Here is a 21224-nt window from a genome sequence, read left to right as displayed (position 1 = left end):
GTCCTTATCAGTTATGTGCGCCATGTAAATGCCGTGGACGGGAGGGGGTAAACCCCGGACTGTAACGCGCCACGCTCAGATCGTCATAAGGTATGGCTGGCGTGCGGCCAGAAAGGATATCGCTCAGCAGCTGACCGGAGCCGCAGGCCATGGTCCAACCCAGCGTGCCGTGGCCGGTATTGAGCAGCAGATTCTTAAAGCGGGTGCGCCCCACCACCGGCGTTCCGTCCGGCGTCATCGGACGCAGTCCGGTCCAGAAGGTTGCCTGCTCCACATGACCGCCGCGCGGGAAGAGATCGCGTACGACCATTTCCAGCGTTTCACGACGAGGTTGTAGCAGTTCTGTATTAAAGCCGACAATCTCCGCCATGCCGCCAACGCGAATACGATTGTCAAAGCGGGTAATAGCGATTTTGTAGGTTTCATCAAGGATAGTAGAAACCGGCGCACCGTCGTCTTGCGCCACCGGAATGGTCAACGAATAGCCTTTGAGCGGATAGACCGGGATATCAACGATCCCTTTCAGCATTGCCGTGGAGTACGAACCAAACGCCATCACATAGGCATCGGCTTTAACTATCTCTTCGCCGCACTGGACGCCATAAATCTGCTCACCATCGCTCAGCAGCTTATCGACCGGGGTATTAAAGCGAAACTTAACGCCTGCCTGCTCCGCCATCTGCGCCAGACGCTGGGTAAACAGCTGGCAGTCGCCGGTTTCATCATTCGGTAAACGCAGACCGCCGGTCAGCTTGTGCGCCACTTCTGCCAGTGCGGGTTCGACTTCCGCCAGACGGTTTGCTTCCAGCAGTTGATATGGCACGCCCGCATCTTCTAGCACGGCGATGTCGCGGGTAGCGTTCTCATACTGTTGAGCGGTACGGAAAAGTTGCAGGGTTCCGCCCTGGCGCCCCTCGTACTCGATACCGGTAGAGGCGCGCAGCGCTTTCAGGCAATCACGGCTGTATTCCGCCAGTCGCACCATGCGTCCTTTGTTTTCCATGTAGTGGCTGGTGTCGCAGTTGCGCAGCATCTGCCACATCCATTTCAACTGGAACTGGGTTCCGTCAAGACGGACGGCCAGCGGAGCGTGGCGCTGAAACATCCACTTAATTGCTTTTAGCGGTACGCCTGGTGCCGCCCATGGTGCTGCATAACCTGGAGAAATTTGCCCCGCGTTCGCCGCACTGGTTTCCAGTGCCGGACCGGGCTCACGATCAATGACGGTGACATCGTGTCCAGCCTGACTTAAGTACCAGGCGCTGGTCACGCCAACGACACCACTTCCCAGTATGACAACTCGCATAGCCACTCCGTTAACAGTAAAAGAACAATCATCTAATTACATCTTGATAACTCAGTTGAAAATATTATTCAACATATGGCTTTTTTATGGTGACTTATCTCACATATAGCGGTGATGGCTGGGGACTCTCCGCTTTGGCATCTCCTGCTGTGCGTTATTTTTATCCAGCATAAAATTTTGCGGCCATGCCATTTTTCGACGCCTCGCTAACGTGAAATCGCAAAGAAAAAATTTCTGCCGCAGCACGTTTTTTAACGCCATGATCTATGCTTGACATGAGGTACTCCAGACAGAGAGTGCCGCCAACAATGAGGGTGCGCGAATGGCTACGATTGATTCCATGAACAAGGACAGCACACGGTTAAGCGATGGACCCGACTGGACGTTTGATCTGCTGGATGTCTATCTGGCAGAGATAGACCGCGTGGCGAAACTCTACAGACTGGATACCTACCCGCACCAAATCGAGGTGATCACCTCCGAACAGATGATGGACGCTTATTCCAGCGTCGGGATGCCGATCAACTATCCTCACTGGTCGTTTGGTAAAAAGTTTATTGAAACCGAGCGCTTGTATAAGCATGGTCAGCAGGGGCTGGCCTATGAGATCGTTATCAACTCCAATCCGTGCATCGCGTATCTGATGGAGGAGAACACCATCACCATGCAGGCGCTGGTGATGGCGCATGCCTGCTACGGACACAACTCCTTTTTCAAAAACAACTACCTGTTCCGAAGCTGGACGGATGCCAGTTCCATTGTCGATTACCTGATCTTCGCGCGAAACTATATTACCCAGTGTGAAGAGCGTTACGGCGTGGATGAAGTCGAAAAGCTGCTCGACTCCTGCCATGCGCTGATGAACTACGGCGTTGACCGTTACAAACGCCCGCAAAAAATCTCCCTACAGGAAGAGAAAGCCCGTCAGAAAAGCCGTGAAGAGTATCTGCAAAGCCAGGTGAATATGTTGTGGCGCACGCTGCCGAAGAAAGAGGAAGAGAAAACCGTGGCGGAAGCCCGGCGTTATCCCTCTGAGCCACAGGAGAACCTGCTGTACTTCATGGAGAAGAACGCCCCGCTGCTGGAGTCCTGGCAACGTGAAGTCCTGCGCATTGTACGCAAGGTCAGCCAGTATTTTTATCCGCAGAAACAGACGCAGGTGATGAACGAGGGCTGGGCCACTTTCTGGCATTACACCATCCTGAACCACCTTTATGATGAAGGTAAAGTCACCGAACGGTTTATGCTGGAGTTTCTGCATAGCCATACCAATGTGGTATTTCAGCCGCCCTACAACAGTCCGTGGTATAGCGGGATAAACCCTTATGCCCTGGGGTTTGCCATGTTCCAGGATATCAAACGTATTTGTCAGTCGCCGACCGAGGAGGACAAATACTGGTTCCCGGACATAGCGGGTTCTGACTGGCTGGAAACCCTGCATTTTGCGATGCGCGATTTCAAAGATGAGAGCTTTATCAGCCAGTTCCTGTCACCAAAGGTGATGCGTGATTTCCGTCTGTTCACCGTGCTGGATGACGATCGTCACAACTATCTGGAGATTTCAGCGATTCATAACGAGGAAGGATATCGTGAGATCCGCAACAGGTTGTCGTCGCAATACAACCTCAGCAACCTGGAGCCGAATATTCAAATCTGGAATGTCGATCTGCGTGGCGACCGTTCGCTCACCTTACGCTATATTCCGCATAACCGCGCACCGCTGGATAAAGGACGCAAAGAAGTGCTCAAGCACGTACACCGGCTTTGGGGTTTTGACGTGATGCTGGAGCAACAGAATGAAGATGGCAGCGTGGAGCTGTTGGAGCGTTGCCCGCCAAGGATGAACGGTCTGTAAATCTTATTGCCGGAGGCGGTGTAAACACCTAATCCGGCCTACGAAGTGCACGTATTGTAGGCCGGATAAGACGCTTTGGCGTCGCCATCCGGCTTTGAGCGATTAACGTCCCTGAATCGCCAAATCGCCCGGCAGGCTCTTTTGCATGCGATGCCAAATTTCGCCACTGTCGTGACCATAGCGGCGCACCGTTTCATACACCTGCTCATGAGCGCCCTGCTCGCAGAGTTCTGACAGTTTACGGTAGAAGCTCAGCGCCAGCGCGCGCGCTTCCGGATTGGCAAAATAATGACGACCAATGCGGGTATATAATCCTTTCATACCGTTGAGGATCAAACCGTAAATCGGATTGCCGGAGGCAAATGCCAGGCCGCGGAAAATGTTATAGTCCAGATCGGCAAATGCGTCAGCGTGGTCGGCCACCTGATTTGCCGTCGCCAGAACCTCCTGTGCTTTATCAGGATGCTGGCGAAACGCAGTGCGAACAAAGATCGTCGAAATATTGGTACGCACGGACAGCAGATTATCAATCAACTGCGGGACACTCTCGTGATCGAGACGCGCCAGCGTTTCAAGAATATTCAGCCCGGAGGTTTCCCAGAAGTTATTCACCTTCGTCGGTTTGCCGTGTTGAATGGTCAACCAGCCATCTCGCGCCAACCGCTGCAATACTTCGCGTAGCGTGGTACGTGTCACCCCAATAAGTTCGGAGAGTTCACGTTCAGCGGGCAAAATAGTGCCAGGTGGGAAGCGGTTATTCCAGATACTTTCAATGATGTACTCTTCCGCGAACCCAGCCGGGCTTTGCGCCTTAATGACCATAGTAAAAATTCCATTACACAGCAAAACATAGTTACACACATCATACCAGATGGGTATCTTAGCTGATAGCTGACGCAATGAAGAAAAAGTGGATCAAGGCTTCATTTTCCAAATAACGCTACAGCACAGCCAAACTTGCCAGTCTCGTGAATAGCTTGCCTGTACTCCCTCCTCCCGCTAAGCTTTGCGGTCAAACATAAAAACATGATTTCATTTTTAAAGGTAGGGAAATCACCATGGAGCTATCATGGGGCCGCGCTATGTGGCGCAATTTTTTAGGTCAATCACCAGACTGGTACAAACTTGCACTGCTTGTCTTCTTAGTCGTTAACCCGATTATTTTTTTCATCAACCCTTTTATCGCCGGCTGGTTGCTGGTGGCCGAGTTCATTTTCACGCTGGCGATGGCGTTAAAATGTTACCCACTGCTGCCAGGCGGGCTGTTGGCTATTGAAGCTGTAATTATTGGCATGACCAGCGCCACGCATGTGCGTGAAGAGGTTGCCGCAAACCTTGAGGTGTTATTGCTGCTGATGTTTATGGTGGCAGGCATCTACTTTATGAAGCAGCTATTACTGTTTATTTTCACTCGTCTGCTGCTCACTATTCGCTCCAAGACGCTGCTGTCACTGTCTTTTTGTGTTGCAGCCGCTTTTCTCTCTGCGTTCCTCGATGCGTTGACCGTCGTTGCCGTGGTAATCAGCGTTGCGGTCGGTTTTTATGGTATCTACCATCGCGTTGCTTCTTCTCGCGCGGAAGACAACAACATGCTCGATGACAGCCATATCGATCAGCACAATAAGGTCGTTCTTGAGCAGTTCCGCGGTTTTCTGCGTAGCCTGATGATGCACGCGGGGGTCGGTACGGCGTTAGGCGGCGTGATGACCATGGTGGGTGAGCCACAAAACCTGATTATCGCCAAAGCGGCTGGCTGGCATTTTGGCGACTTCTTCCTGCGTATGTCGCCAGTTACCGTCCCGGTACTGATTTGCGGCCTGTTAACTTGTGTGCTGGTCGAGAAATTGCGCTGGTTTGGCTATGGCGAAACGCTGCCGGAGACCGTCCGTGATGTCCTGCAACAGTTTGACGATCAAAGCCGCCAACAACGTACCCGCCAGGACAAAATCAAACTGATTGTCCAGGCGATTATTGGCGTCTGGCTGGTCGTTGCTTTGGCACTGCATCTGGCAGAAGTCGGATTGATCGGTTTGTCGGTCATCATTCTGGCAACCTCGTTGACCGGCGTCACCGACGAACATGCGATAGGTAAAGCCTTTACCGAGTCGCTACCCTTCACCGCGCTGCTGACCGTGTTCTTCTCTATTGTCGCGGTGATTATCGATCAACAGCTCTTTTCGCCGATTATTCAGTTTGTTTTGCAGTCGTCTGAACATGCACAACTGACGCTGTTTTATCTCTTCAACGGCCTGCTGTCTTCGATCTCTGATAACGTTTTTGTTGGTACGATTTACATCAATGAAGCCAAAGCCGCGATGGAACATGGGACCATCAGCCTTAACCAATTTGAGCTGTTGGCGGTGGCGATCAATACCGGGACCAACCTGCCTTCGGTGGCCACGCCAAACGGCCAGGCTGCATTCCTGTTCCTGCTGACCTCTGCACTGGCGCCGTTGATTCGCCTCTCTTATGGTCGCATGGTGTGGATGGCTCTGCCTTATACTCTCGTCCTGACGCTCGTCGGCCTGCTTTGCGTCGAGTTCACGCTAGTTCCGGTGACCGAGTGGATGACTCAAACGGGCTGGTTAGCTACACTTTCATAACAATTAACCGGGCGAATCACTGCCCGGTTTGACTTTTTGCATGATAAATATCCGATTACGCAAATTTTCAATTCCCGCTAGTGGCGCATAAAGTGAATTGGTTTAAACTGCGGTCTCTACGCATGTTGCAGGGAAATGATTATGTTGCGATTTTTAAACCAGTGCTCCCGAGGTCGTGGAGCATGGTTATTGTTGGCGTTAACCGCCTTTGCGCTGGAGCTCGTCGCGCTGTGGTTCCAGCACGTCATGCTGCTAAAACCTTGCGTGTTGTGTATTTACGAACGTAGTGCATTATTTGGCGTGATGGGGGCAGGGCTGGTGGGTGCTATCGCACCAAAAACACCGCTGCGCTATGTGGCGATGATAATCTGGATTTACAGTGCCTGGCGCGGACTTCAGTTAGCGTATGAGCACACCATGATCCAGCTGCACCCATCCCCGTTTATGACCTGTGATTTTGCCGCACGCTTCCCAAGCTGGCTGCCACTGGACAAATGGCTGCCGCAGGTGTTTTTAGCGTCCGGTGACTGTGCTGAGCGCCAGTGGTCTTTTTTAACCCTGGAAATGCCGCAGTGGCTGTTGGGGATCTTCGCCGCCTACCTGGTGGTCGCCGTGCTGGTAGTGATAGCACAGCCGTTCAAACCGAAAAAACGTGACCTCTTCGGTCGCTAACAGAGACGCTCCTTCGGGAGCGTTTTTTTTGCTTTAAATTCATTGCCTGCTGGCATCTATAAGATGTATATTAAATGCATCTTATAGATGCCACACCAAGGAGATGTCTTATGTCCCATTTACGCATCCCGGCAAACTGGAAAGTTAAACGCTCTACTCCCTTCTTCACAAAAGACAACGTCCCAGCAGCACTGCTTTCTCACCATAACACTGCAGCAGGCGTTTTTGGCCAGCTTTGTGTGATGGAAGGTACGGTAACGTATTACGGCTTTGCCAATGAAGACGCAAAAGAACCTGAAGTGAAAGTGGTGATTAATGCCGGTCAGTTTGCGACCAGTCCGCCGCAGTACTGGCATCGCGTTGAATTAAGCGATGACGCCCAATTCAACATCAATTTCTGGGTTGAAGATGACAACCATGGCGATGAGATGTATCAGGCGAAAAAGTCTTAAGCCTTAACGCCTGCTAATCGATGGGCGGCTTAGTCCGCCCATGAAGGTTTGTTCAAAATATGATCCTGCCAGTCACGCACTTCCGATTCTTTCACCGCAATATGACGTACTGAAATACGTTCACCGTGCATCGCCGCTTTTGATCCCGTCAGCAGTGGATGCCACTCCGGCAGCCCTTTACCTTCCGCTAGCAGACGATACGCACAGGTCATCGGCAGCCATTCAAAGGTAGGCAGATTATCGCGCGTCAGTTTGATACAGTCAGGCTCGTACTCGAATCGGCGTTCGTAATTACGGCACTGACAGGTTTTGATATTGAGCTGCTTACACGCGACGTTAGTAAAATAGATTTCGTCGGTGTCTTCATCCATCAGCTTATGCAGGCAGCATTGACCACACCCGTCACATAATGACTCCCACTCGGCATCGGTCATTTCATCCAGGGTTTTACTTTGCCAGAAAGGTATGTCGCTCATCAGGGTATCCGCTATTGCAATAAAGCTGCACCTTATAACCAGTCTGACACGCTGATGCAAGTTTTGCCGCCCGAAAAGGCGGCAAGAAGAGATTACAGCACGCGTGTCGTCAGCGTTTGACCATGAAAACTGATAGCCAGCTCATCACCGCTGTTTAACGGCCCAACTCCTGCTGGCGTCCCCGTCAACACAACATCGCCCGCTTTGAGGGTAAAGAAACGACTCATGTAGGCAATCAAAGGAACGATGTGATGGATCATATCCGCCGTGGTGCCGTGCTGGCGCTGCTCACCGTTAACCGTTAACCCGAGCATCGTATCCTGAGGATCACCATTAAATTCCGCCACCGGAATAAACCCTGACAGCGGGCAAGAGTTATCAAAGCCCTTCGCTTTTTCCCACGGCTGCCCCGCCTTCTTCATTTTGCCCTGAATATCACGCAGGGTCAGATCCAACGCGACGCCATAGCCCGCAATTGCTTTGCGCACATGTTCTTCCGTCGCCTGACGTAGGGTCGCGCCAATTAGCACAGCCAGCTCAACTTCATGGTGAACCGAACCCATATCAGATGGGATCACCAGCGGCTGGCGTAAATCGCACAGCGCGGTTTCCGGTTTAATAAACAGCACCGGCTCTTCCGGGGTACTTCCGCCCATCTCTTTAATATGATTAGCATAGTTACTCCCTACGCAAACCACCTTACTCACCGGATAATCCAGCAGAGCACCATGCCAGTTATGATGTTGATACATTACTTTCCCCTAACGTAGTTATCAATTTCAGGTACTGCATCGATGGGGCGTGCTGCTGCCGGATGCAGTTTAACGTTTATCGTCTGGTGTATTTTGTTTCGTCGCGGCCAGATGCTGTTTAAGTAAATCTTCTGGCGGCGGTGGTATTTGTAAATAATAGCCCTGCTCGGTGAGTGCCTGTTTTACTTTTTCCAGATCGGCATTAACCAGCTTTTTACGGCCATCAAGCGGCAACATCATTGCCAGCGTCGGCTGACCAAATCCTTTCATCAGTTCTTCAGGAACTCGCGAGAAATCGTCTTTTTTTTCGACATATAAATAGGTCTGGTCACGTTTACTGCTTCGGTAGATCACACAAAACATATCTTTTACTCTGAATTCACGGAATGGTGGCTTGCCTCAATATAATACTGACTATAACATGCCTTATAGTCTTCGGAATATCACCCCGCGCTGGGGATGATAAATAGCAAATTGAGTAAGGCCAGGATGTCAAACACGCCAATCGAGCTTAAAGGCAGTAGCTTCACCTTATCAGTGGTTCATTTACATGAAGCAGAACCCGAGGTTATTCGTCAGGCGTTGGAAGACAAAATCGCGCAGGCACCTGCTTTTTTAAAACATGCTCCCGTAGTGGTTAACGTGAGTGGTCTTGAAAGCCCGGTAAACTGGTCAGCGCTGCAGAAGGTTGTCGCGTCTACCGGATTGCGCATTATCGGCGTTAGCGGATGCAAAGACGCCAGACTCAAGGCTGAAATCGACGAAATGGGTCTTCCTTTACTGACTGAAGGTAAAGAAAAAGCTATTCGTCCTGCGCCCGTTGAGGCCCCGGCTCCCGTCGCTCCGCCACAAAACGTTACTCCCATCACAAAAACACGATTAATAAATGTGCCGGTTCGTTCCGGTCAGCGCATTTATGCACCACAATGTGATCTGATTGTTACAAGCCACGTCAGTGCAGGCGCAGAGCTTATCGCTGATGGCAATATTCATGTTTATGGAATGATGAGAGGCCGTGCGTTGGCAGGCGCAAGCGGTGACCGGGAAGCGCAAATTTTTTGTACCCATCTGACGGCAGAACTGGTGTCTATCGCAGGTGTTTATTGGCTGAGTGATAAAATCCCAGCAGAATTTTATGGCAAAGCGGCACGTCTGCAATTAGCAGAGAACGCTTTGACAGTTCAACCGTTGAATTGATCCCTTTTTAACAAGGAATTTCTATGGCACGCATTATTGTTGTTACTTCGGGTAAAGGGGGCGTTGGCAAAACCACCTCCAGCGCGGCCATCGCTACAGGTTTGGCCCAGAAGGGAAAGAAAACTGTCGTTATTGATTTTGATATCGGCCTGCGTAATCTTGATCTGATTATGGGTTGTGAACGCCGCGTCGTTTACGACTTCGTCAACGTTATTCAGGGCGATGCGTCGTTAAATCAGGCGCTAATCAAAGATAAGCGTACCGAAAATCTCTTTATTCTTCCGGCCTCACAAACTCGCGATAAAGACGCGCTGACGCGTGAAGGCGTCGCGAAAGTTCTGGACGATCTGAAAACGATGGAATTCGACTTCATCGTCTGCGACTCTCCGGCGGGTATTGAAACCGGTGCGCTGATGGCCCTGTATTTTGCCGATGAAGCGATTATTACCACCAACCCGGAAGTCTCCTCTGTACGTGACTCTGACCGTATACTGGGTATTCTGGCGTCGAAATCTCGTCGCGCGGAAAACGGTGAAGATCCAATTAAAGAGCATTTGTTGCTGACGCGCTACAACCCTGGCCGCGTTAATAAAGGTGACATGCTGAGCATGGAAGACGTACTGGAAATTCTGCGAATCAAGCTGGTTGGCGTGATTCCTGAAGATCAGTCAGTCCTGCGCGCGTCTAACCAGGGTGAGCCGGTTATTCTCGACATCAATGCTGATGCCGGTAAAGCCTATGCTGATACCGTAGACCGTCTGTTGGGAGAAGAACGTCCTTTCCGCTTCATTGAAGAAGAGAAGAAAGGTTTCCTCAAACGCCTGTTCGGAGGATAAGTTATGGCATTACTGGATTTTTTTCTCTCGCGGAAAAAGAGCACAGCGAACATCGCTAAAGAGCGACTGCAGATTATTGTTGCGGAACGTCGTCGTAGTGACGCCGAGCCACATTATTTACCGCAGCTGCGTAAGGATATTCTCGACGTTATCTGTAAGTATGTACAAATTGATCCCGAAATGGTCACGGTACAACTTGAACAAAAAGACGGCGATATTTCGATCCTCGAACTTAACGTGACATTACCTGAAGCAGAAGAGTCTAAATAAACTCTTTTGTCGCTAAATCATGGTTACGAAAAAGGCAGATTATTCTGCCTTTTTTATTTTCTGTCTCTGACTAACCTATCGAGCATTTATTCCAAAGTAAACTTTGGGTAGTTTTCGGCAAAATAGCGGCGCAAATACTCAACCGTAATACGGATTTTTGCCGACGTCGCCAGCCGGGAGACATAAACCGCCCATATATTGGCGGGTTGATAATACTCAGGCAATATATGCACCAGATGTCCGCTGGCAATGTTGTCGCAAACGTCCCACCACGAACGCAAAGCAATTCCCTGCCCATCCAGACACCATTGATGTACCACTTCGCCATGGTTAGACGACAGCGGCCCCGTAACCTTTATTGAGTGTGCGCCCTCTTTATTACGCATTTGCCAGATACCAAACGGATGGTCGCGTTCTTTAATAACCAGGCAGGGAAAAGTAGAAAGATCGTTCAGTTGTTTCGGCACTCCATGCTGCGCCACAAACTCCGGCGAGGCGCACAGAATACGATAGTTAGTCGCCAGCTTGCGGGCAATCAGGTTCGGCGCGATATCATCCCCGATACGAATATCGAGATCGACGCCCTCATTGACCATATCTACCAGACGGTCTTCAACATCGAACCTCAGTTCTAACTGCGGGTACTCTTTTGCCAGCGCAGACAGCGCCGGAGCGACCACCCGGCGGCCAAAACCAAAGCTACTGATAATTCGTAGCATCCCCTGCGGGATCTGCCTGGCATCGGACAGCTCGTCCATCATCTGATCGACATCCTGCAGGATCCGCTGTGCCCATTCGTAGATCCGCTCCCCCTCTTCCGTGATGGTTACGCGCCGCGTTGTTCGGTGCAACAGCACCACGTTAAGCGTTTGCTCCAACAGGGCAACGCGCTTACTTATAAAAGCCGGAGATACGCCCAGCTCTTCGGCAACGGCGGCAAATCCCGCACGACGGGCAACCAGCATAAAGACGCGTAAATCATTTAGCAGAGGCAGATTATTCATGATCTGTGTTTTATGTTTCACCAGTTAGGGGGATTAACTATTAATCAGTCAATTATAGGATACGGGGAAAGTCAATTTTGATGGCGTACAAGTGAGAGCTGCTATGAAGAAAACCTGTCGTATTGCCGCTATCCCCGGAGATGGCATTGGTAAAGAAGTCCTGCCTGAAGGCATTCAGGTGTTGCAGGCAGCCGCCGAGCGTTGGGGGTTGTCACTCAGCTTTGAGCAAATGGAATGGGCCAGCTGCGAGTACTACGCCTATCACGGAAAGATGATGCCGGATGACTGGCATGAGCAGTTACAATCCTTCGATGCTATCTATTTTGGTGCCGTTGGCTGGCCGGACACCGTGCCGGACCACATCTCATTATGGGGCTCGCTGCTTAAGTTTCGCCGCGAATTTGACCAGTATGTCAACCTGCGCCCGGTACGTCTGTTTCCAGGCGTACCTTGCCCGCTGGCTGGCAAGCAGCCTGGAGACATTGATTTCTATGTGGTGCGCGAGAACACCGAGGGAGAATACTCTTCACTCGGCGGACGCGTAAGCGAAGGTACAGAACACGAAGTGGTTATCCAGGAGTCGGTCTTCACCCGTCGCGGCGTCGATCGTATATTGCGTTACGCTTTCGAGCTGGCACAAAATCGCCCGCGTAAAACCCTGACCTCGGCGACCAAATCCAACGGCCTGGCCATCAGCATGCCGTACTGGGACGAGCGTGTAGAAGCAATGGCGGCTCACTATCCCGAGATCCGTTGGGATAAACAGCATATTGATATACTCTGCGCCCGCTTTGTGATGCAGCCGGAGCGTTTTGACGTGGTGGTTGCCTCCAACCTGTTTGGCGACATCCTTTCCGATCTGGGTCCAGCCTGTACCGGAACGATTGGCATTGCGCCTTCAGCCAACTTAAACCCGGAACGCACCTTCCCGTCTCTGTTCGAGCCAGTACACGGTTCGGCCCCCGATATCTACGGCAAGAACATCGCCAACCCTATAGCGACTATCTGGGCTGGCGCCATGATGCTCGACTTCCTTGGCAACGGTGATGCTAACTATAAAGCCGCCCACGACGGTATTCTGGCTGCAATTGAGCAGGTTATTGCCAGCGGCCCGAAAACACCGGATATGAAAGGCAATGCCACCACCCAACAGGTTGGCGAGGCCATCTCTCGGGCATTGCGTTAGAGGTCAAACCACGGAATATGAGCCGCGTCACTGACGCGGCTTTTTTATGCTTTTTATGGCGCCAATAACCTGCGCCAATTCACCTTTTATTATTTCCGTTCCGTGTTTTATTGCTTCACGCATCGAGCAATTGTTTAATTCATGTAAAGAACAAATAATAAAATTGTTAAATACAAAATCACTGATTCCCTACAGCATGATAACAACGACAGGCTAATGCCATACGCGGGCAACTGTGCCCAGGAGATCCCATGTTGAGCAACGTTAAGAAAAAAGACATGCCGCTGATAGCCATCAGTCTGGTGGCTATTCTTTTCATCGCCGCCACACTTAGTCTCTTCCCTCAGCAGTCTGCACAAGTCGCAAATACCCTTTTTAACGGCGTTACCCGGATGCTGGGTTCCGCCGTGCAGATCCTCGTTCTGATGGCGATGGGTCTGGTCGTCTGGCTGGCCACCAGCAAATACGGCAATATTCGTCTGGGAGAAGGAAAAGCGGAATACAGCACGCTGTCCTGGCTGTTTATGTTTATTTGTGCCGGACTAGGTTCCTCCACGCTCTACTGGGGCGTTGCTGAGTGGGCCTATTATTACCAGACCCCGGGTCTGAATATCGCTCCGCACTCGCAAAAAGCACTGGAATACAGCTTACCCTACTCTTTTTTCCATTGGGGAATCAGCGCCTGGGCGACCTATACGCTGGCTTCATTAACCATGGCCTACCACTTTCATGTGCGGAAAAACAAAGGGCTGAGCCTGTCCGGAATAATCGCCGCTATCACCGGCGTGCATCCGCAGGGCGTCTGGGGCCGGCTGGTTGATTTGATGTTCCTGATCGCCACAGTTGGCGCGTTAACCATCTCTCTGGTTGTCACCGCCGCCACCTTTACCCGTGGTTTATCTGCTCTCACGGGTTTACCGGATAACTTCACAGTACAGGCGTTTATTATCCTGTTCTCTGGCGGCATTTTCTGTCTGAGCTCCTGGATTGGCATCAACAACGGCTTGCAACGTCTGAGCAAAATGGTCGGCTGGGGGGCGTTTTTACTGCCGCTGCTGGTGCTGATTGTCGGCCCGACCGAGTTCATCACCAACAACATCATTAACGCCATCGGTCTGACGACACAAAACTTTTTGCAGATGAGTCTGTTCACCGACCCGCTAGGCAACGGTGAGTTCACCCGCAACTGGACGGTGTTCTATTGGCTGTGGTGGATCTCCTACACCCCTGGCGTGGCAATGTTTGTCACTCGCGTATCCCGTGGTCGCAAAATCAAAGAGGTTATCTGGGCGTTAATCCTGGGTAGTACCGTTGGCTGCTGGTTCTTCTTTGGCGTGATGGAAAGCTACTCCATTCACCAATTTGTGAACGGTGTGATCGACGTACCGCAGGTTATGGCCACGTTAGGCGGCGAAACAGCCGTACAGCAAGTGTTGATGTCGTTGCCTGCCGGGAAACTGTTCCTGGTGGCGTATCTGGCGATCATGATTATTTTTCTCGCCTCGCATATGGATGCCGTCGCCTACACCATGGCGGCCACCAGCACGCGTAACCTGCAGGAAGGGGAAGATCCGCAACGTAGCTTACGTCTGTTCTGGTGCGTGGTCATCACCCTGATCCCATTATCGATTTTGTTCACCGGCGCGTCCCTGGAAACCATGAAGACCACGGTGGTTCTGACCGCACTTCCCTTCCTCGCCATTCTGTTGGTGAAGGTTGGCGGTTTTCTTCGTTGGGTACGGCAGGACTATGCCCACGTTCCTGCACATCAAATTGAAGGCCATCTCCCCGAAACGCCAGTGGACGTCCCCGTCGCACCACCGGCCGCGACATTACTCAAAGGCGACAACTAAGCGCCAGTAAAAAATCCTCTTACTCACAAATTAAAGGTATTCCAATGAGCAATCTGAGCCCTGAGTTTATTCTGCCGCAAAATTTCTGTGCCAACCCACAGGACGCCTGGACTATCCCTGCCCGGTTCTATACCGACCATCAGGCCTTCGAGCACGAGCAGGAGAAAGTGTTCGCTAAGAGCTGGATTTGCGTCGCCCACAGTAGCGAACTGGCGAAACCCAATGACTATGTAACCCGGGAAGTGATTGGCGAGAACATCGTGCTGGTACGTGGTCGCGATAACGTGCTGCGCGCGTTCTACAACGTTTGCCCGCATCGTGGTCATCAGCTGTTGAGCGGCGAAGGGAAAGCGAAAAATGTGATTACCTGCCCTTACCACGCCTGGGCATTCAAGCTTGACGGTAACCTGGCGCATGCACGTAACTGCGAAAACGTTGCCAACTTCGACAGTGAGAAAGCACATCTCACCCCGGTACGGCTGGAAGAATATGCCGGATTCGTGTTTATCAACATGGATCCGAACGCGGGCAGCGTAGAAGAACAACTCCCAGGTCTTGCAGACAAAGTTATCGAAGCCTGCCCTGATGTGCATGACCTGAAGCTGGCGGCGCGCTTTACGACCCGAACTCCAGCCAACTGGAAGAATATTGTCGATAACTATCTGGAGTGCTACCACTGCGGCCCGGCTCACCCTGGTTTTTCCGACTCGGTTCAGGTTGATCGTTACTGGCATACTATGCACGGCAACTGGACGCTACAATACGGTTTCGCCAAACCGTCAGAGCAGTCATTTAAGTTCGAAGAAGGTGTTGATGCCGCCTTCCACGGTTTCTGGCTGTGGCCGTGCACCATGCTCAACGTTACGCCAATCAAAGGCATGATGACCGTTATCTACGAATTTCCAGTGGATGCAGAAACTACGCTGCAAAACTATGACATCTACTTCACCAACGAAGAGCTGACCGAAGAGCAGAAACAACTGATCGAATGGTATCGCAACGTCTTCCGCCCTGAAGATTTACGTCTGGTTGAAAGCGTCCAAAAAGGGTTGAAATCGCGCGGGTATCGCGGTCAGGGCCGCATTATGGCCGACACCAGCGGCAGCGGTATCTCCGAACATGGCATTGCCCATTTCCATAATCTGGTCGCGCAGGTGTTTCAGGAATAACCAGAGGCTGTAACGACAGGTTCCGGCGCATCGTCAAGCCGCGCCGGACAGATTTTTTAGGGAGTGCCGCAATGTCTGATTATCAAATGCAAGAAGTCCGGGTCAGCCGGATTGAGACGATTACCGCGCAGGTAAAACGCTTTACCTTAACGGCGACATCAAGCGAGCCGTTGCCCGCGTTTCAGGGTGGCAGCCATATTATCGTACAGATGCGCGATGGCGAGAATCTGTACAGCAATGCTTACTCGCTGATGAGTTCACCCTTTGATACGAGCGCCTGGCAAATCGCCGTACGACTGGAGGAAGCATCCAAAGGCGGCTCACGATATCTGCATCAAAACGTGAAACCCGGCGACACGCTCACGATCTCCACACCAAACAATCTGTTCGCCCTCGCCCCTCAGGCACAACAACATCTGTTGATTGCTGGAGGTATCGGCATCACACCGTTTTTATCGCATATCCCGGAGCTGGAACATTCTAAGGCGCAATGGCAACTGCATTATTGCTCTCCCAGTCAGGACAACTGCGCGTTTTATGACGAACTCCTGCAGCACCCCAGCGTCGATCGTATTCATCTGCATCTGTCAAGCGCAGGGACCCGCCTTGATTTATCTCGCCTGCTGGCCGATGTCGAACCCGGCACACATATTTACACCTGCGGGCCAGCAGTGCTCAACGATGCCGTCAGAGAAGCGGCTTCCCTCCATAGACTGGACAGCAATACGCTACATTTCGAACAATTTGCGCTGGAAGATAAAAGCGGTGATGCCTTTACCCTGGTTCTGGCGCGTTCCGGACGCGAGTTTGTGGTCCCGGAAGAGATGACCATTTTGCAGGTTATCGAAAATAACAAAGCCGCGCGCGTTGAGTGCCTGTGCCGGGAAGGTGTTTGCGGCACCTGTGAAACGACGATTCTTGAAGGGGAAGCGGATCACCGCGATCAGTATTTCAGCGACGACGAAAAAGCTAGCCAGCAAAGCATGCTTATTTGCTGCTCACGCGCCAAAGGTAAGCGCCTGGTGCTTGATTTGTAGCGTTGCGCAGGCCGGGTTAGCAATGGCGCAACCCGGCGAGCCTGGTGACTTACTGCGGATATTCCTGCAGCAGCGCGTTGAGACGATCGGACATCAGTTCGCCACGCCAACCGGAAACCAACTCCGGCAGGGTCTGCTGCGGCTTTAATTTCCAGTGCCAGTTGAGTAGCTGGTTGATTTGACGGCGTGAAGCCAGCAGTTCGACGCTAAGATTATGCTCAGTACTTACCTCGGCAACCAGCGCCTTAATAGCTTTAAACGCTTTGCGGTATCCAGGCATATCCATCAAATTCAGCAGCGGCTGTGGCAGTGATTCTTCCGGTAAAGCCTGCGCTTTTTCTACCAGAGAAATCAGCGTTTTGCCGTGGAAGCGAATTTCACTACCGGAAAGGCCGAGGCTGTCCAGTTCACCCAGACTCCCTGGCATATAACGAGCGACCGCCCACAGGTGTTCTTCACGCACCACAAAGTTCACCGCCAGATCGCGCTCACGCGCTTTACGCAGTCGCCAGTCGGCAAGCAGTTGCAGGCAGGCCAACTGACGGGTACGCAACTGCCAGGCGTTAGTGATATCGCGCCATGCGTCTTCAGGCGCCAGAACCTCCTGGCGACGCTGCTGCATTAAGCGACATTCGTCCAGTGCGGCTGGCAGCCAGCCGCTGGCTTCAGTTTCAACCATCAGTTTTGTGGTGATCGGTAATAGATACCAGACATCAGCCGCCGCGTACTCACACTGACGCTCGGTCAGCGGTCTGGCCAGCCAGTCGGTGCGGGATTCGCTTTTGTCCAGCGCCACCCCCGTAAACTCTTCCACCATCGCGGCAAACCCCCACGACATCGGACGACCGCAAAAAGCAGCCAGAATTTGTGTATCAATCAACGGCTGCGGCAGTTCGCCAAAAGCGTTGAGAAACACTTCCAGATCTTCGCTACCTGCATGCAGGAATTTGGTGATGGCAGTATCACGCAGAATATCGCGCAGCGGCGACCAGTCGGTGATCCCCTGCGGATCAATCAGAGCAACGTGTTTGCCATCAAACAGCTGGATCAGCCCCAACTGCGGATAATAGGTACGCGTGCGAACAAATTCTGTATCCAGGGCTATCGCCGGAAATTCACGGACGGCTTCGCACAGCGTGGCCAACGCGTCGTCCGTGGTGATCATTTGATAATTCAAATCGTGCTCTCTTAGGTTTGCGCCAAAAAAAACGCCGGATTTCCCGGCGTTTTCTACTGGCTGACTTAACGCTCAGCCTTTATTGTCCACTTTGGCACGCGCTTCGTCACGCAATTCTCGTCGCAAAATTTTACCAACGTTAGATTTCGGCAACTCATCGCGAAACTCCACAAGCTTTGGTACTTTATAGCCCGTCAGGTGACGACGACAGAAAGTGACCAGCGCGTCATCGGTTAACGAGGCATCTTTCTTCACTACGAAAATTTTCACCGCTTCACCGCTGCTGCCGGACGGAACCCCAACCGCAGCCACTTCCTGCACGCCAGGGTGTTGCATAACCACGTCTTCAATTTCATTAGGGTAGACGTTAAAGCCGGACACCAGGATCATATCTTTCTTACGATCGACAATACGCAGGAAGCCTTCATCATCCATCACCGCAATATCGCCGGTGTGCAGCCAGCCGTCTTTGATGATTTCGTCAGTGGCGTCAGGTCGCTGCCAGTAGCCCAGCATCACCTGTGGACCTTTCACACACAGCTCACCCGGTTCTCCCGGCGGCACTTCGTTGTCGTCGTCGTCCACCAGCTTGACCTCAGTGGAGGGAACCGGTAAACCGATACTTCCGCTGTGGTAGTCAATATCGTGAGGGTTAACACTCACCAGCGGCGCGCACTCCGTCAGGCCATAACCTTCCAGAAGATACTGCCCTGTCAGCTTCACCCAGCGCTCAGCCACTGCCTGTTGAACCGGCATTCCGCCACCTGCTGAAAGGTGCAGTGACGAGAAGTCCAGTTGCTGAAACTCTTTGTTATTCAGCAGCGCGTTAAACAGCGTATTTACGCCGGTCATCGCGGTAAACGGATACTTCGCCAGTTCTTTGACCAGTCCAGGGATATCACGCGGGTTAGTAATCAGCAGGTTTTGACCACCCAGCTCAATAAACAGCAGGCAGTTCATCGTCAGCGCAAAAATGTGATACAGCGGTAGAGCCGTTACCACCAGTTCTTTGCCCGGATGCAGCAACGGGCCGTAGGTGGCGTTAACCTGCTCCAGGTTAGCCAGCATGTTGCGGTGCGTGAGCATCGCGCCTTTCGCCACACCGGTTGTCCCGCCGGTATATTGCAGGAACGCCAGATCTTCCGACACCACTTCGGGTTTCACATACTGCATGCGATAGCCGTTTTGCAGCGCACTGCGAAACGAGATGGCATCCGGCAGGTGATATTTCGGCACCAGGCGCTTGATATACTTGACGACGAAGTTAACCAGCGTTCCTTTGGCGGTCGACAGCTGATCGCCCATACGCGTCAGGATCACGTGTTGCACCGACGTTTTGTCGACCACTTTTTCCAGCGTATGGGCAAAGTTGGACACGATGACAATCGCCGACGCGCCGCTATCGTTGAGCTGATGTTCCAGCTCGCGAGGCGTATACAACGGGTTCACGTTCACGACGATCATGCCGGCACGTAAAATCCCAAACAGTGCGACCGGATATTGCAGCAGATTCGGCATCATCAGCGCGACGCGATCGCCCTTTTTCAGCCCGAGCCCCTGTTGTAAATAAGCGGCAAACGCACGGCTACGCTCTTCAAGCTTGCGGAAGGTCATCACCTCCCCCATGTTTACAAACGCGGGCTGATCGGCATAGCGTCTTACTGAGTGTTCAAAGAGTTCCACCAGGGATTGATAACGGTCAGGATTGATCTCCGCAGGAACACCAGCGGGATAACGGTTAAGCCAAACCTTTTTCAATACATCACCTCTAAAATGCGTATTCGTCGTCATCACAACCCCAGGCAATAAACAAACTGTTAACATAATATTAACTCAGCGTACCAGTTTGTTTATTACACAACGACAAGGTTGCGAAGCACGTCACTATTTATTTTTCTTATATCCACGTTAATGCAGAAACAGCGGACGAGCCGCTGTTTCTTTTACCAATAAAACAAAGAGTTACTCTGTTACTATGGTCTGAACCTGTGCCGGGCCGGGATTGTACCAGCCCCATCCGCCGTAGCCGCCGTAAGGCCAGCCACGCGCACCGTAGAACCAAGGGTCGATAGGCTGAGGCGGCATGACAATCTGCTGAGTAATATGCCAACGTTTATAACCAGTTACCTGCATCAGCATGAATTTATACGGCGTATTACCGATTTTTCCGTCCACCGTACCGCTTATCGGGCCGACGACGGTGACCAACTGACCACGGAAATCTACCGGGTCGAGAAAGCCATTTACATCAGCATAAATCCGCCCACGAGAGGCTTCACCCAGCACGGGGCGTGCACCGCTATCGAGCGGAACGGTGGCAATTTCCAGACGGGATTTTCCCTGCTGGTTCTGAATATCCACCACTTTGCCACCGAAACGCGCTTCCTGTCCGACATACAGCTGCGGCGCATTCATCACCCGCACCAGATCCTGCTGCGGCATCGGGCTCGAACCTTTAATCGCATCCGGGATGGTGACGCAGCCGCTAAGCATTAACGCTAAGGCTCCCGCCAACACACCTTTCAATAACTGCTTTTGCACCGCCATATTGCGACTCCCTTTTCTTAGCGCCAGCCCCGGCATAATCACAATGCTGTTCACTGACGACTGTACGTCTTAGCCGGGGTTCTACTACTAAGATTCATTCTTTACCGGGAAGTTTCTTCCACGCCACGGTGTTACGTAAATAAACCGGTTCAGCGTGTTCGACCGCTACGGTCTCACCCGCAGCCAGCATTTGCGTGGCGACGGGCAGCATGTCTTCAGCCGCTGGAAGCAGCACGTCACCATCGCTGAGCGTCAGCCCGCTGTCTTTACCAAGCTCAGGCCATGCCGGCCAGCCCGTCCCGACCGTCACCCACTCGCCAGACAGCTGCAATAAACGCTCATATACCTGCTCGGGGGTTAACACCGCTTCGGTTTCTTCACCGTGCCAGTTACCGTTGTCATCACGCTGGTATTCGGCCCAGTAGACTTCGCCCATTCGCGCGTCAATCGCCGCCAGTACGCGAGTCGCGCCCGACTTACGCCAGGCGCCCTGTGCCATGGTCGCCAGGGTGGAGACGCCGATCATCGGTAAGTTTGCGCCTAACGCCAGCCCCTGAGCAATGCCAATACCGATACGCACGCCGGTGAAACTGCCGGGACCGCGACCAAACGCCAGGGCGTCGATATCGGTTAACGTGAGATCGCCAGCGGCCAGGATTTCCTGAACCATCGGTAAAATTCGTTGGGTGTGTTCTCGTGGGCAAAGCTCAAAGAGAGCCTTGATAGTACCGTCATTCCACAGGGCAACAGAGCACGCCTCTGTGGCGGTATCGATAGCCAGAATTCGCATGGGTGTTTGTGATCAGATCAATAAATTTGGCGCGCATCTTAC

At 52.1% G+C, this 21224-nt stretch carries 21 protein-coding genes; 11 read left to right on the top strand and 10 right to left on the bottom strand.

Features of this window, described 5'->3' with window-relative positions:
• Window positions 1–7: 7 nt before the first annotated feature.
• A complete protein-coding gene (locus tag OGY33_RS17610; RefSeq protein WP_003833553.1) occupies window positions 8–1306 on the bottom strand; it encodes a D-amino acid dehydrogenase in 1299 nt (432 codons plus the stop codon).
• 322 nt (window positions 1307–1628) lie between these two features.
• Between OGY33_RS17610 and OGY33_RS17605 the strand changes: the two genes are divergently transcribed.
• On the top strand, window positions 1629–3161 hold the full coding sequence (locus OGY33_RS17605) for a SpoVR family protein (protein ID WP_003833557.1): 1533 nt from the start codon (window positions 1629–1631) through the stop codon (window positions 3159–3161).
• Between the two features lie 102 nt (window positions 3162–3263).
• Here the strand turns inward: OGY33_RS17605 and fadR are convergent, their stop codons facing one another.
• Window positions 3264–3983: a fatty acid metabolism transcriptional regulator FadR gene (fadR, locus tag OGY33_RS17600; RefSeq protein ID WP_003833559.1), complete on the bottom strand. Its 720-nt coding sequence runs from the start codon at window positions 3981–3983 to the stop codon at window positions 3264–3266.
• Between the two features lie 236 nt (window positions 3984–4219).
• On the opposite strand from fadR, the gene nhaB reads away from it, so the two are divergent.
• From nhaB to OGY33_RS17585, 3 genes are all read left to right on the top strand, one after another.
• Complete coding sequence (nhaB, locus tag OGY33_RS17595) at window positions 4220–5764, top strand: Na(+)/H(+) antiporter NhaB (RefSeq protein WP_008785014.1); 1545 nt, start codon at window positions 4220–4222, stop codon at window positions 5762–5764.
• Between the two features lie 141 nt (window positions 5765–5905).
• On the top strand, window positions 5906–6436 hold the full coding sequence (dsbB, locus tag OGY33_RS17590) for a disulfide bond formation protein DsbB (protein WP_003844060.1): 531 nt from the start codon (window positions 5906–5908) through the stop codon (window positions 6434–6436).
• 110 nt (window positions 6437–6546) lie between these two features.
• The gene (locus OGY33_RS17585; RefSeq protein WP_003020940.1) at window positions 6547–6888 is read left to right on the top strand and encodes a TehB family protein; all 342 of its coding nucleotides are present in this window, start codon (window positions 6547–6549) and stop codon (window positions 6886–6888) included.
• Between the two features lie 29 nt (window positions 6889–6917).
• Here the strand turns inward: OGY33_RS17585 and ycgN are convergent, their stop codons facing one another.
• From ycgN to OGY33_RS17570, 3 genes are all read right to left on the bottom strand, one after another.
• A complete protein-coding gene (gene ycgN, locus OGY33_RS17580) occupies window positions 6918–7364 on the bottom strand; it encodes a cysteine cluster protein YcgN (RefSeq protein WP_003020944.1) in 447 nt (148 codons plus the stop codon).
• A 92-nt stretch (window positions 7365–7456) separates the two neighbouring features.
• Window positions 7457–8116 carry a fumarylacetoacetate hydrolase family protein gene (locus tag OGY33_RS17575; protein WP_048235224.1) on the bottom strand — a complete coding sequence of 220 codons (660 nt, stop codon included), beginning with the start codon at window positions 8114–8116 and terminating at the stop codon, window positions 7457–7459.
• Window positions 8117–8185: 69 nt separating this feature from the next.
• Window positions 8186–8479 carry a YcgL domain-containing protein gene (locus OGY33_RS17570; protein WP_003833735.1) on the bottom strand — a complete coding sequence of 98 codons (294 nt, stop codon included), beginning with the start codon at window positions 8477–8479 and terminating at the stop codon, window positions 8186–8188.
• 126 nt (window positions 8480–8605) lie between these two features.
• Here OGY33_RS17570 and minC point away from each other — a divergent pair, with 126 nt between their 5' ends.
• Genes minC through minE form a run of 3 tightly spaced genes read left to right on the top strand, consistent with a single transcriptional unit; the run spans window position 8606 to window position 10419 of the window.
• Window positions 8606–9313 carry a septum site-determining protein MinC gene (gene minC, locus OGY33_RS17565; protein WP_003833736.1) on the top strand — a complete coding sequence of 236 codons (708 nt, stop codon included), beginning with the start codon at window positions 8606–8608 and terminating at the stop codon, window positions 9311–9313.
• A gap of 23 nt (window positions 9314–9336) precedes the next feature.
• On the top strand, window positions 9337–10149 hold the full coding sequence (gene minD, locus OGY33_RS17560; protein ID WP_003020956.1) for a septum site-determining protein MinD: 813 nt from the start codon (window positions 9337–9339) through the stop codon (window positions 10147–10149).
• Window positions 10150–10152: 3 nt separating this feature from the next.
• On the top strand, window positions 10153–10419 hold the full coding sequence (minE, locus tag OGY33_RS17555) for a cell division topological specificity factor MinE (protein WP_003833739.1): 267 nt from the start codon (window positions 10153–10155) through the stop codon (window positions 10417–10419).
• An 86-nt stretch (window positions 10420–10505) separates the two neighbouring features.
• Here minE and OGY33_RS17550 read toward each other — a convergent pair whose 3' ends face one another.
• Window positions 10506–11423 carry a LysR family transcriptional regulator gene (locus tag OGY33_RS17550; RefSeq protein ID WP_003833741.1) on the bottom strand — a complete coding sequence of 306 codons (918 nt, stop codon included), beginning with the start codon at window positions 11421–11423 and terminating at the stop codon, window positions 10506–10508.
• Window positions 11424–11526: 103 nt separating this feature from the next.
• Between OGY33_RS17550 and OGY33_RS17545 the strand changes: the two genes are divergently transcribed.
• From OGY33_RS17545 to OGY33_RS17530, 4 genes are all read left to right on the top strand, one after another.
• Window positions 11527–12609 carry a tartrate dehydrogenase gene (locus OGY33_RS17545; protein ID WP_191238406.1) on the top strand — a complete coding sequence of 361 codons (1083 nt, stop codon included), beginning with the start codon at window positions 11527–11529 and terminating at the stop codon, window positions 12607–12609.
• A 251-nt stretch (window positions 12610–12860) separates the two neighbouring features.
• On the top strand, window positions 12861–14462 hold the full coding sequence (locus OGY33_RS17540) for a BCCT family transporter (RefSeq protein ID WP_191238405.1): 1602 nt from the start codon (window positions 12861–12863) through the stop codon (window positions 14460–14462).
• A gap of 44 nt (window positions 14463–14506) precedes the next feature.
• Window positions 14507–15631 (top strand): carnitine monooxygenase, oxygenase subunit YeaW, encoded by a 1125-nt coding sequence (yeaW, locus tag OGY33_RS17535; RefSeq protein WP_003833746.1) that lies wholly within the window; start codon window positions 14507–14509, stop codon window positions 15629–15631.
• A gap of 71 nt (window positions 15632–15702) precedes the next feature.
• Window positions 15703–16668, top strand: a complete 966-nt coding sequence (locus tag OGY33_RS17530; RefSeq protein WP_191238404.1) for a PDR/VanB family oxidoreductase — start codon at window positions 15703–15705, stop codon at window positions 16666–16668.
• Window positions 16669–16717: 49 nt separating this feature from the next.
• Here the strand turns inward: OGY33_RS17530 and rnd are convergent, their stop codons facing one another.
• The 4 genes from rnd to tsaB form a co-directional block, all read right to left on the bottom strand.
• Complete coding sequence (gene rnd, locus OGY33_RS17525) at window positions 16718–17833, bottom strand: ribonuclease D (RefSeq protein WP_032943754.1); 1116 nt, start codon at window positions 17831–17833, stop codon at window positions 16718–16720.
• A gap of 84 nt (window positions 17834–17917) precedes the next feature.
• Complete coding sequence (gene fadD, locus OGY33_RS17520) at window positions 17918–19603, bottom strand: long-chain-fatty-acid--CoA ligase FadD (RefSeq protein WP_125362605.1); 1686 nt, start codon at window positions 19601–19603, stop codon at window positions 17918–17920.
• Window positions 19604–19807: 204 nt separating this feature from the next.
• Window positions 19808–20392: a Slp family lipoprotein gene (locus OGY33_RS17515; RefSeq protein ID WP_003020975.1), complete on the bottom strand. Its 585-nt coding sequence runs from the start codon at window positions 20390–20392 to the stop codon at window positions 19808–19810.
• A 94-nt stretch (window positions 20393–20486) separates the two neighbouring features.
• Window positions 20487–21182, bottom strand: coding sequence for a tRNA (adenosine(37)-N6)-threonylcarbamoyltransferase complex dimerization subunit type 1 TsaB (tsaB, locus tag OGY33_RS17510; protein WP_191238403.1), 696 nt, complete (start codon window positions 21180–21182; stop codon window positions 20487–20489).
• Between the last annotated feature and the right edge of the window lie 42 nt (window positions 21183–21224).

Source organism: Citrobacter sp. Cpo032 (assembly GCF_030332975.1).
In the GTDB taxonomy this organism is placed as follows: domain Bacteria; phylum Pseudomonadota; class Gammaproteobacteria; order Enterobacterales; family Enterobacteriaceae; genus Citrobacter; species Citrobacter portucalensis.
The sequence above is the reverse complement of the archived record's forward strand: the minus strand, read 5'-3'. Positions and strand labels throughout refer to the sequence as shown.

What these genes read in the sequence shown, in the direction of transcription:
- OGY33_RS17610 (WP_003833553.1), bottom strand. Translation starts at nt 1,306, where the DNA reads ATGCGAGTTGTCATACTGGGAAGTGGTGTCGTTGGCGTGACCAGCGCC.
- OGY33_RS17605 (WP_003833557.1), top strand. Translation starts at nt 1,629, where the DNA reads ATGGCTACGATTGATTCCATGAACAAGGACAGCACACGGTTAAGCGAT.
- fadR (WP_003833559.1), bottom strand. Translation starts at nt 3,983, where the DNA reads ATGGTCATTAAGGCGCAAAGCCCGGCTGGGTTCGCGGAAGAGTACATC.
- nhaB (WP_008785014.1), top strand. Translation starts at nt 4,220, where the DNA reads ATGGAGCTATCATGGGGCCGCGCTATGTGGCGCAATTTTTTAGGTCAA.
- dsbB (WP_003844060.1), top strand. Translation starts at nt 5,906, where the DNA reads ATGTTGCGATTTTTAAACCAGTGCTCCCGAGGTCGTGGAGCATGGTTA.
- OGY33_RS17585 (WP_003020940.1), top strand. Translation starts at nt 6,547, where the DNA reads ATGTCCCATTTACGCATCCCGGCAAACTGGAAAGTTAAACGCTCTACT.
- ycgN (WP_003020944.1), bottom strand. Translation starts at nt 7,364, where the DNA reads ATGAGCGACATACCTTTCTGGCAAAGTAAAACCCTGGATGAAATGACC.
- OGY33_RS17575 (WP_048235224.1), bottom strand. Translation starts at nt 8,116, where the DNA reads ATGTATCAACATCATAACTGGCATGGTGCTCTGCTGGATTATCCGGTG.
- OGY33_RS17570 (WP_003833735.1), bottom strand. Translation starts at nt 8,479, where the DNA reads ATGTTTTGTGTGATCTACCGAAGCAGTAAACGTGACCAGACCTATTTA.
- minC (WP_003833736.1), top strand. Translation starts at nt 8,606, where the DNA reads ATGTCAAACACGCCAATCGAGCTTAAAGGCAGTAGCTTCACCTTATCA.
- minD (WP_003020956.1), top strand. Translation starts at nt 9,337, where the DNA reads ATGGCACGCATTATTGTTGTTACTTCGGGTAAAGGGGGCGTTGGCAAA.
- minE (WP_003833739.1), top strand. Translation starts at nt 10,153, where the DNA reads ATGGCATTACTGGATTTTTTTCTCTCGCGGAAAAAGAGCACAGCGAAC.
- OGY33_RS17550 (WP_003833741.1), bottom strand. Translation starts at nt 11,423, where the DNA reads ATGAATAATCTGCCTCTGCTAAATGATTTACGCGTCTTTATGCTGGTT.
- OGY33_RS17545 (WP_191238406.1), top strand. Translation starts at nt 11,527, where the DNA reads ATGAAGAAAACCTGTCGTATTGCCGCTATCCCCGGAGATGGCATTGGT.
- OGY33_RS17540 (WP_191238405.1), top strand. Translation starts at nt 12,861, where the DNA reads ATGTTGAGCAACGTTAAGAAAAAAGACATGCCGCTGATAGCCATCAGT.
- yeaW (WP_003833746.1), top strand. Translation starts at nt 14,507, where the DNA reads ATGAGCAATCTGAGCCCTGAGTTTATTCTGCCGCAAAATTTCTGTGCC.
- OGY33_RS17530 (WP_191238404.1), top strand. Translation starts at nt 15,703, where the DNA reads ATGTCTGATTATCAAATGCAAGAAGTCCGGGTCAGCCGGATTGAGACG.
- rnd (WP_032943754.1), bottom strand. Translation starts at nt 17,833, where the DNA reads ATGATCACCACGGACGACGCGTTGGCCACGCTGTGCGAAGCCGTCCGT.
- OGY33_RS17515 (WP_003020975.1), bottom strand. Translation starts at nt 20,392, where the DNA reads ATGGCGGTGCAAAAGCAGTTATTGAAAGGTGTGTTGGCGGGAGCCTTA.
- tsaB (WP_191238403.1), bottom strand. Translation starts at nt 21,182, where the DNA reads ATGCGAATTCTGGCTATCGATACCGCCACAGAGGCGTGCTCTGTTGCC.